Source organism: Brevundimonas sp. EU05-FHT14B07, from assembly GCF_058790795.1.
Genome location: NZ_JBYTCZ010000004.1, coordinates 1 through 14,972, shown reverse-complemented (window position 1 = coordinate 14,972; position 14,972 = coordinate 1). Strand labels below are relative to the sequence as shown.

Annotated in this window: 14 protein-coding genes; 9 read left to right on the top strand and 5 right to left on the bottom strand. The window is 63.4% G+C overall.

Annotated features, from left to right (window positions below; translation table 11 throughout):
- Positions 1-3: 3 nt before the first annotated feature.
- Entirely contained in the window at positions 4-717 is a 714-nt protein-coding gene (locus AC3WRC_RS10435; protein WP_492303807.1) for a Crp/Fnr family transcriptional regulator, read from the bottom strand.
- 43 nt (positions 718-760) lie between these two features.
- Positions 761-1,675: a manganese catalase family protein gene (locus AC3WRC_RS10430; protein WP_307509610.1), complete on the bottom strand. Its 915-nt coding sequence runs from the start codon at positions 1,673-1,675 to the stop codon at positions 761-763.
- Between the two features lie 176 nt (positions 1,676-1,851).
- Here AC3WRC_RS10430 and AC3WRC_RS10425 point away from each other — a divergent pair, with 176 nt between their 5' ends.
- From AC3WRC_RS10425 to AC3WRC_RS10405, 5 genes are all read left to right on the top strand, one after another.
- Positions 1,852-2,397 carry a hemerythrin domain-containing protein gene (locus AC3WRC_RS10425; protein ID WP_492303806.1) on the top strand — a complete coding sequence of 182 codons (546 nt, stop codon included), beginning with the start codon at positions 1,852-1,854 and terminating at the stop codon, positions 2,395-2,397.
- Positions 2,398-2,430: 33 nt separating this feature from the next.
- Positions 2,431-2,997 (top strand): SRPBCC family protein, encoded by a 567-nt coding sequence (locus tag AC3WRC_RS10420; RefSeq protein WP_091752243.1) that lies wholly within the window; start codon positions 2,431-2,433, stop codon positions 2,995-2,997.
- Positions 2,998-3,014: 17 nt separating this feature from the next.
- The gene (locus AC3WRC_RS10415) at positions 3,015-4,193 is read left to right on the top strand and encodes a zinc-dependent alcohol dehydrogenase (protein WP_137722467.1); all 1,179 of its coding nucleotides are present in this window, start codon (positions 3,015-3,017) and stop codon (positions 4,191-4,193) included.
- A 222-nt stretch (positions 4,194-4,415) separates the two neighbouring features.
- Positions 4,416-4,985 (top strand): arylesterase, encoded by a 570-nt coding sequence (locus tag AC3WRC_RS10410; protein ID WP_492303805.1) that lies wholly within the window; start codon positions 4,416-4,418, stop codon positions 4,983-4,985.
- 4 nt (positions 4,986-4,989) lie between these two features.
- Positions 4,990-5,763: an exodeoxyribonuclease III gene (locus AC3WRC_RS10405; protein ID WP_492303804.1), complete on the top strand. Its 774-nt coding sequence runs from the start codon at positions 4,990-4,992 to the stop codon at positions 5,761-5,763.
- A 44-nt stretch (positions 5,764-5,807) separates the two neighbouring features.
- On the opposite strand, the gene AC3WRC_RS10400 is transcribed toward AC3WRC_RS10405, so the two are convergent.
- Together AC3WRC_RS10400 and dinB are read right to left on the bottom strand one after the other, a co-directional pair.
- Entirely contained in the window at positions 5,808-6,368 is a 561-nt protein-coding gene (locus AC3WRC_RS10400) for an alpha-ketoglutarate-dependent dioxygenase AlkB (RefSeq protein WP_492303803.1), read from the bottom strand.
- The gene (dinB, locus tag AC3WRC_RS10395; RefSeq protein WP_091752250.1) at positions 6,365-7,438 is read right to left on the bottom strand and encodes a DNA polymerase IV; all 1,074 of its coding nucleotides are present in this window, start codon (positions 7,436-7,438) and stop codon (positions 6,365-6,367) included. The genes AC3WRC_RS10400 and dinB overlap by 4 nt, the downstream gene beginning before the upstream one ends.
- A gap of 110 nt (positions 7,439-7,548) precedes the next feature.
- On the opposite strand from dinB, the gene AC3WRC_RS10390 reads away from it, so the two are divergent.
- Both AC3WRC_RS10390 and AC3WRC_RS10385 read left to right on the top strand, forming a co-directional pair.
- Positions 7,549-10,803: an error-prone DNA polymerase gene (locus tag AC3WRC_RS10390; protein WP_492303802.1), complete on the top strand. Its 3,255-nt coding sequence runs from the start codon at positions 7,549-7,551 to the stop codon at positions 10,801-10,803.
- Between the two features lie 440 nt (positions 10,804-11,243).
- Positions 11,244-11,420, top strand: a complete 177-nt coding sequence (locus tag AC3WRC_RS10385; RefSeq protein ID WP_271041601.1) for a hypothetical protein — start codon at positions 11,244-11,246, stop codon at positions 11,418-11,420.
- 370 nt (positions 11,421-11,790) lie between these two features.
- Here AC3WRC_RS10385 and AC3WRC_RS10380 read toward each other — a convergent pair whose 3' ends face one another.
- Positions 11,791-12,612, bottom strand: a complete 822-nt coding sequence (locus AC3WRC_RS10380) for a hypothetical protein (RefSeq protein ID WP_492303801.1) — start codon at positions 12,610-12,612, stop codon at positions 11,791-11,793.
- A 69-nt stretch (positions 12,613-12,681) separates the two neighbouring features.
- Here AC3WRC_RS10380 and AC3WRC_RS10375 point away from each other — a divergent pair, with 69 nt between their 5' ends.
- Positions 12,682-12,912: a helix-turn-helix domain-containing protein gene (locus tag AC3WRC_RS10375; protein ID WP_091752261.1), complete on the top strand. Its 231-nt coding sequence runs from the start codon at positions 12,682-12,684 to the stop codon at positions 12,910-12,912.
- Between the two features lie 399 nt (positions 12,913-13,311).
- A complete protein-coding gene (locus AC3WRC_RS10370) occupies positions 13,312-14,940 on the top strand; it encodes a recombinase family protein (protein WP_492303800.1) in 1,629 nt (542 codons plus the stop codon).
- The last annotated feature ends 32 nt before the right edge of the window (positions 14,941-14,972 follow it).

Here is a 14,972-nt window from a genome sequence, read left to right as displayed (position 1 = left end):
GATCTAGGCCGCCTCGGCCGCGATGGCTTCGGCGAACGCTGGAGACCGTGGACGATAGTGACAGCAGGCCAGGCTCGCGAGAACGGCCTCATCCTTCAAAAGAATTCGTCCCCGCACGGTGCGTAGGGCGCCGGCGGCGCGAAGGCTCTGACACGCCTGATTGATGCTGGATCGGCGCAGGCTCAGCAACGCTCCGATATTCGATTGTGACAGCGCGATCTCAAAGCCACCGGTAGCGCGATGAATATCCAGAAGAAAGCTGGCGACGCGAGAGACCGCCCCATGCGACATGGCGCACCTCAACCGCGCCTCCATCGACTTCAGTCGCTTGAGGCCGCCTGCAAGCAGAAAATGAACGCCTTCCTCACCCGCTTCCCGGCAGAAGGCCGCCACGGGCGCCCGGTACACCAAGCCGTTCGACAGCCAAAGCCCTTGGCTTCCCCCTGCGATGTCGATCAGATCGCCCGCCGCAGCGACGCCGCAATGGGTTCCTCGTTTCCCGTCATCGAGAAGAATACAACCCTCGAGAACGACAGCGATCTCGCCATCCGGACGATAGGGTCCGCCCGACACGACGGGGATGATCTCTCCAAGGCGTAGCGCACGACTGCGACTTTCGAAGGAGAGCGTATCGAACGCCCGCCACAACGAAAGAATTTCCTCGCGCGGCTCTAGACATGGCGAGGTCTCGCCGGACGGTGTCGCAGGATCGAGCATAGCCGCATCCTGCGACTTTCCGGGCCTCGCGCACTTACATGGGTTAACTGACGCCCTCGTCCTCGATCAGCTCGGTCGTGGTCCCTGCCCCAGGTCCCGCCCCTAGATCAGCGCCGGTCACAGGATTGCGTTGGGGGTCAGAGGCTGTCCGGGCCGCGAAGGCTTGGACAGCGGCGGCGTCCAGTTCGCCCAGTGAGACGCTGGCGGAGCCGTCGCCGCCGTCCACGGCGCCCTGCTGTTCACGGTCGTCGATGAACTCCCACTGCTCACCCTCATTCCAGGGACCGCGGGCATCGCCCTCTCCTTGAGACATGTCGTAGTATTTGTCAGCGAAGGCGGGCAGGCCGACCAGCTTCCCCGCCGGGAAGTGGGGCTCCATGGCGTAGAGGGCCTTTTCGAAGGACTTCTGATGCGCAACTTCGCGCGTCATCAGGAAGTTCAAGGCGTCCTTCACGCCGGGATCGTCCGTGCAGTTGATCAGGCGTTCATAGACGATCTTGGCTCGGGACTCGGCGGCGATGTTGGAGCGTAGGTCGCAGGCGGGATCGCCGATCGAGTCGATGTAGGCGGCGGTCCACGGGACACCGGCGGAGTTGATGAGGGCCGGCGCGCCGCCATAGAGAATGGACGTCGTATGACTTTCACCGCCGCTGTTCAGCGAGGCGTACAGATCCGCCTCCTCCATCGCGGCTTCAGCCATCTGGCCTTTCACGCCCCGGTTCAGCATGGACACGATCGAGCCGATGACTTCGAGGTGGCTTAACTCTTCCGTGGCGATGTCGAGCAGCATGTCTTTGCGGCCCGGATCTTCATCCGCCAAAGCCTGTGTGAAGTAGCGCATGGCGGCGGCGAGCTCGCCCTGCGGCCCTCCGAATTGCTCAAGCATCAGGGTGGCGAGACCCGGGTTCGGTTCGGCTACCCTGACCGTATACATCAGGCGCTTGTTATGCATGAACATGGTTGGCTCCTTGGTTGAAGCCGAGCTAACCGGGCCATTCCGAGTGCTGTTCCAAAGGTCGGTTTTCGGACCTTGGATCGTTTTACTGTCGAGCTGGACACCTGTTGTGCCCGTTATTGGACAGGCGGAACGGACAACTCCCAACGGCTCTTGAACCCTCTTTCACGGGAGGTTTGATGTCCCTCATCGACAAGGCGCTCGCCGCCGTCACCCCGCAGCCTGACGACGAGACGCGCAAGGCGGCGACGGAAAAGGCCCGCGCCGCCTCCCAGGCGGGAGATTGGCTTTCGCTGGTGCTCGATCATCACGACGCCATCCGCGCCGCCTTCGCCTGCGGCCGGACTGCCAGGACCGCCGCAGAAAGAAACGCCGCTCGCGATGCGCTCGCGGTCGTGCTCAACGGCCATGCGCTGGCCGAGGAGCTGGTCCTCTATCCCGCCCTCGGCCAGGCCGGCGAAAAGATGCACGCGGCCCACGCCTATCTCGAGCAGACGACCACGAAGGCTCAGATGGCGGAGCTTGAAAACATCGCGCCCTCGAAGCCCGCCTGGCTGGACAAGTGGGCGCACATCGAAGGCGCCGTTCTCACCCATATGTTCGAGGAAGAGAGCGATTGGTTCCTGACGCTGAAGGCCAAGGGTCACCACCAGAGCCGTCTGGCCTCGCGTTACGCCGAAGAGTTCGAACGCTACGCTGGCGCGCCCCAGTCTCGAGCCGCCTGATCCCGACTGTTTAACATCAAGGAGGCATCGACGATGTCCGCCCCCCTCTCAACCGACGCCGACGTCCAATCCCCAGCCTTCCATGACGACGATTATGTGGAGGGCGCCTATGACGCCACCAGCGTCCGCGCCGTCATGATCAATCGGCCGCGTCAGGCGCTGTATGAGTATTGGCGCGACTTTCGAAACCTGCCCCGCTTCATGGAGAACGTGAAGTCCGTCGATGTTCTGGACGATGTCCGATCCAGCTGGACCGTCGCGGGCCCCGCCGGTGCGGAGATCGAACTTGTCAGCGAGATCATTGAAGATCGTCCCGGCGAATACATCGCCTGGCGGTCGACCGAGGACAGCGATGTCGATCACGAGGGCTGGATCACGTTTCGCGACAACGCCTTCGGCCGAGGCACCGAGGTCCGTGTTCTGATCAGCTACGATCCGCCGGCGGGCGCCGTCGGCAAACTGGTCGCCAAGGTGATGCAGCGCGAGCCCCGGGTCCAGGCCCGGCGCGAGCTGCGACGTTTCAAACAGCTGATGGAGACGGGCGAAATCTCGACGTCCAAGGCTCCCGACGCGGCGCCGCGCGCCGACCGTCATTTCTGATCCAGGAAGGAATTCCCATGCGCGCCCTGACTTGGCACGGCAAACACAACGTTCAGGTGGACACGGTCCCCGATCCCCAGATCGTCAATCCCCGCGATGCGATCATCAAGATTACGGCGACCGCCATCTGCGGATCAGACCTGCACCTCTACGATAGCGTGATCCCCGGCATGTCCAATGGCGACATCCTCGGCCACGAGTTCATGGGTGAGGTCGTCGAGATCGGCCGTGGCAACACGAGCCTTCAGGTCGGCCAAAAGGTCGTCGTCCCCTTCGTGATCGCCTGCGGCTCCTGCTTCCATTGCGGCAAGCAGCAGTTCTCGGCCTGCGACAACTCCAATCCCGCCGACAAGTCCGACGCATCCGAGATCGCCTACGGTTACCCGGCTGCCGGGCTGTTCGGCTATTCGCATCTGACCGGCGGCTATGCGGGCGGCCAGGCGGAATATGTCCGCGTCCCCTATTCCGACGTCGGCCCGATCGTGGTGCCGGACGGGATCGAGGATGAGCGGGTCCTGTTCCTGTCCGACATCTTCCCCACGGGTTGGATGGCGGCCGAAAACGCGGAGATCGAGCCCGGCGACACGGTGGCGATCTGGGGCTGCGGGCCCGTCGGTCTGTTCGCCATCAAGAGCGCCAGATTGATGGGCGCCGGCCGCATCATCGCCATCGATCATCATCCACGCCGACTGGAGCTCGCCAAGGCGAATGGCGCGGAAGTCCTCAACTATCATGAGGTCAAGGTTCGCGAAGCCCTGATGGAGATGACCGCCGGCATCGGGCCGGATGCCTGCATCGACGCCGTCGGCATGGAGGCGCATGGCTTTTCGCCCGACAACATCATCGATGCGGTGAAGCAAGAAACGAAGCTGGGAACGGATCGCCAACATGTCCTGCGCGAGACGATCATGGCGTGTCGCAAGGGAGGACGCGTTTCAATCCCCGGCGTGTATGGCGGGATTGGCGACAAGCTGCCGATCGGCGCCCTCATGCAGAAGGGTCTGACGATCAAGACCGGCCAGACCCATGTGCAGAAATACCTGCCGCAGCTCCTTGAGCTGGTCATGGACGGCAAGATCGACACGACGGATCTGATCAGCCATCGCCTGCCGCTTGAGCAGGCGCCAGAGGCTTACAAGAACTTCCACGACAATCCGAACGAATGGACGAAGGTGGTGCTGAAGCCGCACGGCTGATCGACGGCCGTCGTTCGAGCCCTACCGCCATGACACGATGGACAGCCAGACATCCGATCGCACCATAGCGAAGTCCGTGATTGTTTCACGAGGCCTGGCAGGAACAGGACGGGTTCAGCGAGCCTTTGGGTAGGCCATGACGCTACACCCGCTGCTCGCCGATCGCTTAGAATCCGGTCTCGGCCTGCCCACCTCATCATCCCGCGACGGAAGAGCATTTTCGTGATCGACGCTGAGCAGGTCGTAACGCTTCTCGGCGACTCGCTCACCGCCGGCTATGGCCTCAGGCCGGCCGAAAGCTTGCCGCGCCAACTGGCGGCGCGATTGGCGAGCGGAACGCCTCCGGTTCGCGTCATCGGCGCGGGCGTGTCCGGCGATACGACAAGGGATGGCTTGCGACGGCTCGATCGGGACGTGCCGGCGCAAACGAATCTTTGCGTCGTCGCCTTGGGCGCCAACGACATGATGCAGTTGGTCCCGGCCGATTACGTCAGGGATAATCTTCTGTCGATCATCGACAAACTCCAACAGCGCAACATCCCCGTTTTGCTGAGCGGCATGCGGGCGCCGCCCTGGTTTGGCGCCTACGCCTGCACGTTCGACGCGGTCTACCCCGAGGTCGCTCGCGCAGCGAGCGTGCCCCTGATGCCCTTCCTGATGGAGGGTGTAGCGTTGCAGCCGGCCTATGTCTTGCCGGACCGGATCCATCCCAACGCCGCCGGCGTGGGCAAGATGGCCGACACCCTTGCACCCCATGTGCGATCCGCCCTGGCGGCCCTGCGGACGCCGTGACGGGATGCGGCTGGCCACCTTCAACATCAACCGCGTCAATCGTCGCCTGCCCAATCTCCTCGCCTGGCTTGAACAGGCCCAGCCGGACGAGGTCTGCCTTCAGGAGCTGAAGGCGACCGACAGCCAATTTCCGAATGCCGAGATCAAGGCGGCCGGCTACGATGCGGCCTGGGTTGGCGAACAGCGCTGGAACGGCGTCGCAATCCTAAGCCGCATCGGCGAGCCGGTCGTGACCCGACGCCGGCTGCCCGGCAACGCCACTGATCCCCAGGCCCGTTATATAGAGGCGGCAGTCAATGGCGTGTTGATCGGCTGCCTCTATTTGCCCAACGGCAATCCCAGGCCCGGGCCCAAGTTCGACTACAAGCTTGCCTGGGCCGACCGGCTGATCGCCCATGCGGGGACCCTCTACGCCACTGCAGCGCCGGTCGTGCTCGCCGGCGACTACAATGTCGTGCCGACCAACGCCGACATCTACAACACCAGTTCGTGGAAGGCCGACGCCCTGCTTCAGCCCGAGAGCCGCGCGGCCTTCAAGCGCCTGCTGGACCAGGGCTGGACCGACGCCCTGCGCGAGCGTTTCCCGCACGATCCGCCGCCCTGGACCTTCTGGTCCTATTTCCGCGAGGCCTGGTGCCGCGACGCCGGTCTGCGGATCGACCATGTGCTGCTCAACGGTCTCGCGGCCGAACGGCTGACCGACGCCGGCGTTGATCGCGCGGTGCGCGGCGCCGAGGGCGCGAGCGACCACGCGCCGGTCTGGATCGAGCTTGCCTGACCCAGCCGATCCGGACCGCTGGACGTCAGTCGACCCAACAATCGTCAAGCCGTCAGGGTCCGGAAGGTGATGGAATAGCGCAAGGCTGTCATAGGTGTGATAGAATGCTCCCAGGCAGCGCGCGCCTCTCCTGACAGGCGATAGACCGAGCCGCTCGCCAGCGCCGCCTTTCGACGCAGAAAGCCCGCCCCCTGGCGACGGCGCAGCCGCATCACGCAGGGCGCAAGTAAGGACACGCCCAGGATTTCCCCATAGACGGGGCGGTCGCGATGCCAGCCGATGCCGGCGCCCGGCGCATATTCATTGACCAGAACCTGCACAAAGGCCGCGCCGTTCAGATCGAGGCGGCCCGCCAAGCGCGCCATTAAGGTCGAGAGAAACGCCGGCCAACCCGCGCCATCACCCCCGCGGTCGAAGGCGGCGATCCGGCGATGACCCAGGTAGCCCAGATGTTCATAGGGTTTGAACGCCAGAGTCTGGAGCGCGGCGACAAGCGCGGCCTGTTCAGGCGCCGACAGGACGCCGGCCCAATAGTCAAAGCCCGCCACCACGGGCGTGCGCGCGGGTGCATCGTCGAACAGGTCGATTTGCGATAGTTCGGTCACGCCAGGACCAGTTGGTTCACCGCGGCGCCGGTCGTCTCCAGATTGGACAGGCTCACACCAACCAGGCGCACGCCCCGGCTTAGCGGGTAGAGGGACCGAACCAGCACCCGACTGACCTCGTGCAGGGTCTGGCGGGAGGCCACGGGCTCGGACTGGGACCGGCTTCGCGTCGACTGCTGGAAGTCCGCCCATTTGACCTTGACGGTGACCGTCCGTCCGCGACTGCCGGTCTGCTCGCACCAGGCCCAGACATCGTCGGCCATGGCCCCCACCCCGGCCTCTATCGCGTCCGGATCAGTCAGGTCGGAGGCGAAGGTAGTTTCCGACCCGCTCGATTTGCGCGTCCGGTCCGGATTGACCGCCCGGTCGTCCTGCCCGCGCGCGATGGCGTAATACCAGGGCCCGGACTTGCCAAAATGATGCTGGAGAAAGGCCAGGGACTGGCGGCGCAGATCCGCGCCGGTGCGGATTCCTAGCCCTTCCATCTTGGCGGCGGTCACCGGCCCCACGCCGTAGAACCGCCGGACCGGCAAGTCTTCCACGAAGGCCTCGCCGCGCCCGGGCGCCACGACGAACTGGCCGTTCGGCTTGTTCTGGTCCGACGCCAGCTTGGCCAGAAACTTGTTGTAGGAAACGCCCGCCGAGGCGGTCAGGCCGGTCTCTTCAAAGATCCGCCGCCGGATTTCCTGCGCCGTCGCCGAGGCGGTCCCCAGGCCTCGCCGATCGGCCGTCACATCGAGATAGGCCTCGTCTAGAGACAGAGGTTCGATCAGATTGGTGTAGTCCGAAAAGATCGCATGGATCTGCGCCGACGCCGCGCGATAGACCTCGAAGCGCGGCGGGACGAAGACGAGGTTTGGACACTTCCGCTGGGCGGTTGTCGAGGGCATGGCCGAACGCACCCCGAACCGCCGCGCCTCATAGCTGGCGGCGGCGACCACGCCGCGCGCCGCCGCATGACCGACCGCCACGGGCCGACCGCGCAGGGCGGGATCATCCCTCTGTTCCACGGAGGCGAAGAAGGCGTCCATGTCCACGTGGACGATCTTGCGGGTGGCGACGCCGGACATGCAGCCTGCATATCAAGACGAGAACAAAAAGAAAACATTTGTCCAAGGCGACGCTTGCCATTCTGTTCGCCGGAGTGCTGTCGGGGAGATCAAACAGCCGCCTGATCCCTATGTCCTACGTCGAGCTCCAAGCCACTTCGCACTTCTCCTTCCTGCGCGGCGCCAGCAGTTGCGAGCTGCTGTTCGAACAGGCGCGGCTGTGCGGGCTTGAGGCCCTCGCCATCGTAGATCGCAACTCGCTGGCCGGAATCGTCCGCGCCCACGAGGCGGCCAAGGCCTCCGGCGTACGGCTGATCGTGGGCTGCCGGCTTGATCTGATCGATGGGACGGGGGTGCTCGTCTATCCGACCGATCGGCCGGCCTATTCCCGACTCACGCGCCTGCTCTCCCTGGGCAAGCGCCGCGCCGGCAAGGCCAAATGCCACCTCGACTGGTCGGATCTGAAAGATTGGTCGGAGGGCCTTATCGCCATCCTGGTACCGGACGAGGCGGACGAGGGCTGCGCCGCCAATCTGCGACGGCTGAAGGCGACCTTTCCCGCGGGCGCCTATCTCGCCCTGACGCTGCGGCGACGCCCCCGCGATGCCTTGCGGCTGCACGACCTGTCGACCCTCGCCGTCCAGGCCGGCGTGCCGACCGTCGTGACCAATGACGTCCTCTTCCATCATCCCGACCAGAGACTGCTGCAGGACGTCGTCACCTGCGTCCGGCACGGCTGCACCATCGACGAACTGGGCTTCCGGCGCGAACGCCATGCGGATCGCTATCTGAAGCCGCCCCACGAGATGCACCGCCTGTTCAAGGGCTATCCCGAGGCCCTGGCCCGCTCGGTCGAGATCGCCGGCCGGTGCCGCTTCTCACTCGACGAACTGGCCTATCAATATCCCGACGAGGTCTCGACGCCGGGCATGACGCCGCAGCAGACCCTCGAACAGCTGACCTGGGCCGGAGCGGCGGATCGGTATCCGGAGGGTCTGCCGGACAGTGTGCGCAAGACCCTGCGTCACGAGCTCGATCTGATCGGCACGCTGGACTATGCGCCCTATTTCCTCACGGTCCATTCGATCGTGCGCTTCGCCCGCAGCCAGGACATCCTGTGCCAGGGCCGCGGCTCGGCCGCCAACTCCGCCGTCTGCTATGTGCTGGGCATCACCTCGATCGACCCGGGCCGCAATGATCTGCTGTTCGAGCGCTTCGTCAGCCAGGAGCGCCGTGAGCCCCCGGACATCGATGTCGATTTCGAGCACGAGCGGCGCGAGGTCGTCATGCAGTGGATCTTCGAGACCTACGGCCGCAACCACGCCGCCCTCTGCTCCGTCGTCACCCGCTATCGCTCGCGCGGCGCCCTGCGCGACGTCGGCAAGGCGCTGGGTCTGAGCGAAGACCTGATCAAGACGCTGTCGTCGCAAGTCTGGAGCTATTCCAGCGAGGGCGTCGAGGACAAACATGTCGCGGACCTGAACCTCAATCTGGAGGACCGGCGGCTCCGCCTGGCGCTGGAGCTGTCGCGCCAGCTGATCGGCGCCCCGCGCCATCTCAGCCAGCACCCCGGCGGCTTCGTCCTGACCCGGGATCGACTGGACGACCTGGTCCCGATCGAGCCGGCGGCGATGAAGGATCGCCAGGTCATCGAATGGGACAAGGACGACATCGACGTCCTCAAGTTCATGAAGGTCGATGTGCTGGCGCTCGGCATGCTCAGCTGCATGAAGCGCGGCTTCGACCTCTTGGCCGAGCACAAGGGGATTGCGCTCGACCTCGCCAGCATCCCGGCCGAGGATCCCCGGACCTATGCGATGATCCGGAAGGCCGACACGCTCGGGGTCTTCCAGATCGAGAGCCGGGCGCAGATGGCCATGCTCCCGCGGATCAAGCCGCGCACCTTCTACGATCTGGTCATCGAGGTCGCCATCGTCCGTCCCGGGCCGATCCAGGGCGACATGGTCCATCCCTATCTGCGCCGCAGAGAGGGCAAGGAGGACGTCGTCTATCCCAAGCCCGAGCTGGAAAAGGTGCTGGGCAAGACGCTGGGCGTGCCCCTGTTCCAGGAACAGGCCATGCGGGTCGCGATTGAATGCGCCGGCTTCACCGCTTCGGAAGCCGATCAGCTCCGCCGCGCCATGGCGACGTTCAAATTCACCGGCGGGGTCAGCCATTTCAAGGACAAGCTGATCAGCGGCATGGTCGAGCGCGGCTATGACGCCGCCTTCGCCGAGAAGACCTTCAGCCAGCTGGAAGGGTTCGGCTCCTACGGCTTTCCGGAAAGCCATGCGGCCTCCTTCGCCCTGATCGCCTACGCCTCCTCCTGGCTTAAATGCCATCACCCGGATGTCTTCTGCGCCGCGCTGCTAAACGCCCAGCCCATGGGCTTCTATGCGCCGGCGCAGATCGTCCGTGACGCCCAGCAGCACGGCGTCGAGATCCGGCCCGTCTGCGTCAACGCCAGCCGCTGGGACTGCACCTTGGAGACTGCGGGCGAGGATGGCCGGCTTTCTGTCCGCCTCGGCCTTCGCATGGTGCGCGGCCTGGTGAACAGCGACGCCGCCCGCCTCCTGGCGGCGCGGACGGACGGCGCCTTCCGCTCGGTCGATGACCTGTGGCGACGCGCCGGCGCCCAGGTCGCCAGCCTCGTCCGGCTGGCGGAGGCGGACGCCTTCAGGCCGGATCTGGATCTGGACCGCCGCGACGCGCTGTGGGCCATCAAGGGGCTAAGAAACGATCCCCTCCCCCTGTTCGCCGCCGCCGACGCCCACGACCAGACGCCGGAAATCTCGGAGCCCGATCCGGGCCTCAAACCGATGACGCCCGGGCGCGAAGTGGTCGAGGACTACAGCCACATCGGCCTGACCCTGCGCGACCATCCGCTGAGCTTCCTGCGCGGCGATCTGCAGTCACGCCACGTCATGACCTGCGCCGACGGGACCGCCATGCGCGACGGCCGGCTGACGCGCGTGGCAGGCCTCGTGCTGGTCCGTCAGAAGCCCGGCAGCGCCAAGGGGGTCATGTTTATCACCATCGAGGACGAGACCGGCGTGGCCAATCTGGTAATCTGGCCGAGCCTCTACGAACGGCAGCGCCGCATCGTGCTGTCGGCCTCCATGCTCGTCGTCGACGGCAAGGTCCAGCGTGAGGGCGACGTCGTCCACATCGTCGCGACCAGACTTCATGACGCATCGGCCCTGCTCGCCTCGGTCGGCAACCGGGGCGAGGTCTTCCCCCTGCCCCACGGGCGCGGCGACGAATTCCATCGCGGCGGGTCGCCGGATGCGCGCGACTCGCCGCCTCGCGCGATCAAGGTCCGGGACATCTACATTCCCGATCTACATCTCGACACGATCAAGCCGAAGGCGCGCGATTTCCGATAGTCGCCAGGAGCGACCGCAGGACGGGTCAGAATCCCCATCGTGAAATCGCCATTTCATGATCAGGACCCATGCCCCCATGATGAGGATGAGGGTGAAGCTGAGCTGACGTACAGATGTGTGTCTTCAAATGGGTTACGCGCAACCCATATAACCTTCTGTTTTATCTAGGTAAATCAGCCCTACAGATTCTTGGGTCACCTGTAACCTATTTTGCGCCCGAGTTTTCTTGTTGTTTTACAATCACCTAATACTACCGCAGGTGTGCGTAATGTGTGCATCATCCTCCACAGGATGATATTCCTAATGGCCCCCAACTGGGGTTAGACGTTTTTTGTCGTCTGGTTCCGTCGTTTAGAGCACGGGCTATCGCCCCCTAGGCTGTGATTAGGATGGCGCTTGAGATGGAAGATTTGGCTGCACAACCAGCTAGGAGAACGACGGTGAGCGACGCTGAGCTGCAAGCCTTTCAGATGAACTTTGTGCAGATGGCTTTGGTGTTCTCGTTCACCATTGTGGCGGTCCTCGCCATCAAGACGGTGATCTCCAAAATGGCGCGAGCGCTGTGTGATCGAAAGGCCCGAGCCGGCGATCATGACGAGTCAAGCACGCAATCTTGACCTAAATTTCTCGCGTTGATCCGGCTGCGCTCGTCCAGTAGGCGCAGGGCTACCGCGACAAGGCGTGCACATCCTCCGGGCCGGAGGAACGCGCGGCCGATACATCGACCGACACGCGAAGCCAGCTGCTACTCTGACTTGTTTTTACGCCGGCTCGTCCCGCCATTCATGCCTTCTATGAGCCCTCCAAAAATGGGCTTGACCAACCAGGCTATGAACACAGCGGTGAACCCACCGGCCATGAATATAAGAACGTCCATCATCAGGCGTCTCCCAACAAAGTCTGTGGCTCTCGTACACGGCAGTATGTCGTGTGACCGAAGCTGTGCGGCGGCACGGCGACCAGAGCACACGTCCGAATGCCTGCTTTTCAGTGTCGAACGCCCTTCGTCTCGACGGGGTTCAGCTGCAGCTCAGCCGCACTGATCGCGAGAGCCTGAAGCTTGGTACACGCAAGAAGGCCGCATTCCTGAGCAAAGGTCAGCGGCCCATGATTGGCGGGGTCGATCAGACCAACCACGGCGTCGTGCAATCCCTCTAGCGTCGAGACGTCATCCACGAAAGAGGCCAGGTCCGCGCCGGCCCCGTACACCGTGTAGTGAGCGAGGCCTCCTCGCTGGGCTCGATAGGCATCCCAACGAGCCTTCAGCTTCGCCACGCGCTCGCCGGAACCGACAAGGTCGTTCGCTCGTGCCAACCCCTCCGCGACGACCTCCTCGGCAGCCTCGAGCTTGGGGGCCATTCTCATCACATAGTGAGCCGTCCAATACCGGACCAATAGATCGCCGCAGCCAGCGTCGTCATGATGAAGCAGAGGCGCCAAGCCAATCTCTAGATCCCCTTCAGCAAACAGGGCGAGGTCATCGATCAGGATATGCGGCGCCAGCGTCTGTAGGGATGTTAGCACCCTTTCGAACCGCCAGCCTGAAAGGTCGGCCAGATCCTCGGCGGTCGTCTTCACCAACCCCCCATTGTCGGGATTGTCCCGTAGCTGTCTAACCCAAACCATCAGCACTAGCGAAAGGATCGTGAGTGCGTCGTCGTTTAAGCCTTCCCGGGCGGCGTTCTGCAGAACCCTAAGCGATGCAAGCATGATCAACGGGTCGAGCTCTGCTGGGTCCAGATGCGACCCTGTTCCGATCATGAGCTGCAGTTCGGAACTCATCTCGGAAATATCGACAAAATCAGCCATCACACCCCTCGCACAAATCACACTGATAGTGTGTAGTGAAGATCGGGCGGCAGCCGCAAGTGCGGTTGCGTGGAAGTTGACGCTGAACTGGTGAGTTTTGGCCGCGCCGTCAGGTCGCGGCGGATTGCGCTTGGCCTAAGCCAAGAGGAACTGGCCGACAGAGCCGGGCTCCACCGAAACTATATCGGCGGCATTGAGCGCGGCGAACGTAACGTCGGTATTAAAGCTGTCTACGCCTTGGCTGTCGGCCTCGGCTGTGGACCGTCCGAGTTGTTCAACCCGCCCACGTCGCCGCGTTAACTCTCCCTTAACCGACGCCTTAGCACTCTGACCGAGCCGTAAGACCGATCCAAAACCATCGTTTACTTTAATCGAAAGGTTTGGATATGGGTTATTCCCCAGAGGTTTCAACAGAAGCCAACAGTATCCGTTTGGAGGGGTTTACCCCGACCGCTCCAGCAACAAGTCATCGCCAATCCTGCGACGAGGCTACGGCCTTACCCCCTTCGCAGGATTGTGCAGTCGAATCCACTGAGGTCATACTCAACACCGCTCGCGCGATTAGCGTGTGCGATGGAATTTCGCCGAGCAGCCGTGTTGCAGTCGCCGAGTCCCTTCTCGACGACTTGGCCCGCATCCTTGCGCGTATGACGCTCGATATGCACCGTTGCGATCTTCCATCGCCCGGAGCCTGAGCTGATGCGTGCAGCCCTATATGCCCGTTACTCGACCGACCTTCAAAACGTCGCTTCGATCGCGGATCAGTTTGCGACGTGCCGATCCTTTGCAGCGAAGGACGCGACCAAGATCGTCGCGACGTTTGAGGACGCAGCCATCTCGGGAGGGTCCGCAGCAAACCGGCCCGGATTGCACAGCCTGATGCACGGCGCAAAGAACGGCGAGTTCGACGTCGTGCTTTGTGAAGCGTTAGATCGCCTTTCTCGGTCCCAAGCCGATGTCGCGGCCCTCTTCGAGGATCTGCGGTTTCACGGCGTCAAAATCCGCACGATCTCCGAAGGCGACATATCTGAGCTTCAGATTGGGCTGATGGGCACCATGAACGCCCTCCAACTGCGCGAGACAGGCCGAAAGACAAGGCGCGGCCTTCAAGGTGTCGTCCGCTCCGGTCGTCATACTGGGGGCCGTGTCTACGGCTACAAAATTAGGCGAGAAGTCGACGCCATCGGCGAACCGATCCGGGGCCTTCGCGATATCGATCCTGGTGAAGCAGAAGTCGTCAGAGAGATCTTTCGGCGCTACGCCGCCGGCCAATCGCCTCGGGCGATCGTAAGCGACTTGAATCGGCGCAGCATACCCGGCCCGCGAGGCGGAAGCTGGAACGCGTCGACGATCAACGGCAATGCCGAGCGCGGCAATGGGGTCATCCATAATGAGTTGTATCGCGGCGTCCTGGTTTTTGGTCGTCAAACCTGGGTGAAGGACAGGCGCACAGGAAAGCGCCAGGCGCGAACGGCGGATCCTGAAGAAATTATTCGGACCGAGGTGCCGCATCTTCGAATCATCTCCGAAGAACTATGGGCGAAAGTTCAGCATCGCTACGCGGAGAACACCTTATCGTCACGGGGGCCCTCCCCGCGCGTAGCCGTTCGGCCCCGGCACTTACTGAGCGGAAAACTGACTTGCGGAGTTTGTGGCGGCCCGATGATCCGAAGCGGCGCCGACCAACGCTTTATGTGCTCATGGCGACGAGAACGAGGAAAATCGGCATGCATGAACGGCCGCGGGATCAAGAGCGCCGAGATCGAGGCGCGCGTTCTCGCCGCGATCAAGAACAGACTTCTAGCGCCGGAACGCGTGGCGCTCGCCGTGGAAGAGGCGAGGCTCGCAGCAGAGAATGACGCGCGTAGGATCACCCAAGCTCGATCAAAACTCGACAGTGAGCTTGCAGAGGTGAAGCGCCGCGCCGAACGCTTGGTCGACCAGATCGCCGATGGCGTCCTTACGGGCGCTGCAGTCAAGGATCGTCTGGACGCGCTGGAAGCGCGGCGAAGCCAGATTGAATCAGAACTGGCCCAAGCACCGGCGGCGTCGGTCGTCGCCCTGCATCCTCGCGTGGCCGAGCATTACCGGACCGTCGTGGGCTCGCTGGAGCGCACCTTGGCTCGCAGCAACAGCGAGGCAGCGACTGAAGCACGGGACTTGGTGCGCAAGTTGATTGGAACCGTCGTGGTCACGCCGTTGGAAGAGCGCGGAAAGTTTGGCTTGACCGTACAAGGCAAAATCGCCGCCCTGGTGAACCAAGACGGCGAAAATACTACGAAGTTGGGTGCGGGAGTAGGATTTGAACCTACGACCTTCAGGTTATGAGCCTGACGAGCTACCGGGCTGCTCCATCCCGC

What these genes read in the sequence shown, in the direction of transcription:
- AC3WRC_RS10435 (WP_492303807.1), bottom strand. Translation starts at nt 717, where the DNA reads ATGCTCGATCCTGCGACACCGTCCGGCGAGACCTCGCCATGTCTAGAG.
- AC3WRC_RS10430 (WP_307509610.1), bottom strand. Translation starts at nt 1,675, where the DNA reads ATGTTCATGCATAACAAGCGCCTGATGTATACGGTCAGGGTAGCCGAA.
- AC3WRC_RS10425 (WP_492303806.1), top strand. Translation starts at nt 1,852, where the DNA reads ATGTCCCTCATCGACAAGGCGCTCGCCGCCGTCACCCCGCAGCCTGAC.
- AC3WRC_RS10420 (WP_091752243.1), top strand. Translation starts at nt 2,431, where the DNA reads ATGTCCGCCCCCCTCTCAACCGACGCCGACGTCCAATCCCCAGCCTTC.
- AC3WRC_RS10415 (WP_137722467.1), top strand. Translation starts at nt 3,015, where the DNA reads ATGCGCGCCCTGACTTGGCACGGCAAACACAACGTTCAGGTGGACACG.
- AC3WRC_RS10405 (WP_492303804.1), top strand. Translation starts at nt 4,990, where the DNA reads ATGCGGCTGGCCACCTTCAACATCAACCGCGTCAATCGTCGCCTGCCC.
- dinB (WP_091752250.1), bottom strand. Translation starts at nt 7,438, where the DNA reads ATGTCCGGCGTCGCCACCCGCAAGATCGTCCACGTGGACATGGACGCC.
- AC3WRC_RS10390 (WP_492303802.1), top strand. Translation starts at nt 7,549, where the DNA reads ATGTCCTACGTCGAGCTCCAAGCCACTTCGCACTTCTCCTTCCTGCGC.
- AC3WRC_RS10380 (WP_492303801.1), bottom strand. Translation starts at nt 12,612, where the DNA reads ATGGCTGATTTTGTCGATATTTCCGAGATGAGTTCCGAACTGCAGCTC.
- AC3WRC_RS10370 (WP_492303800.1), top strand. Translation starts at nt 13,312, where the DNA reads ATGCGTGCAGCCCTATATGCCCGTTACTCGACCGACCTTCAAAACGTC.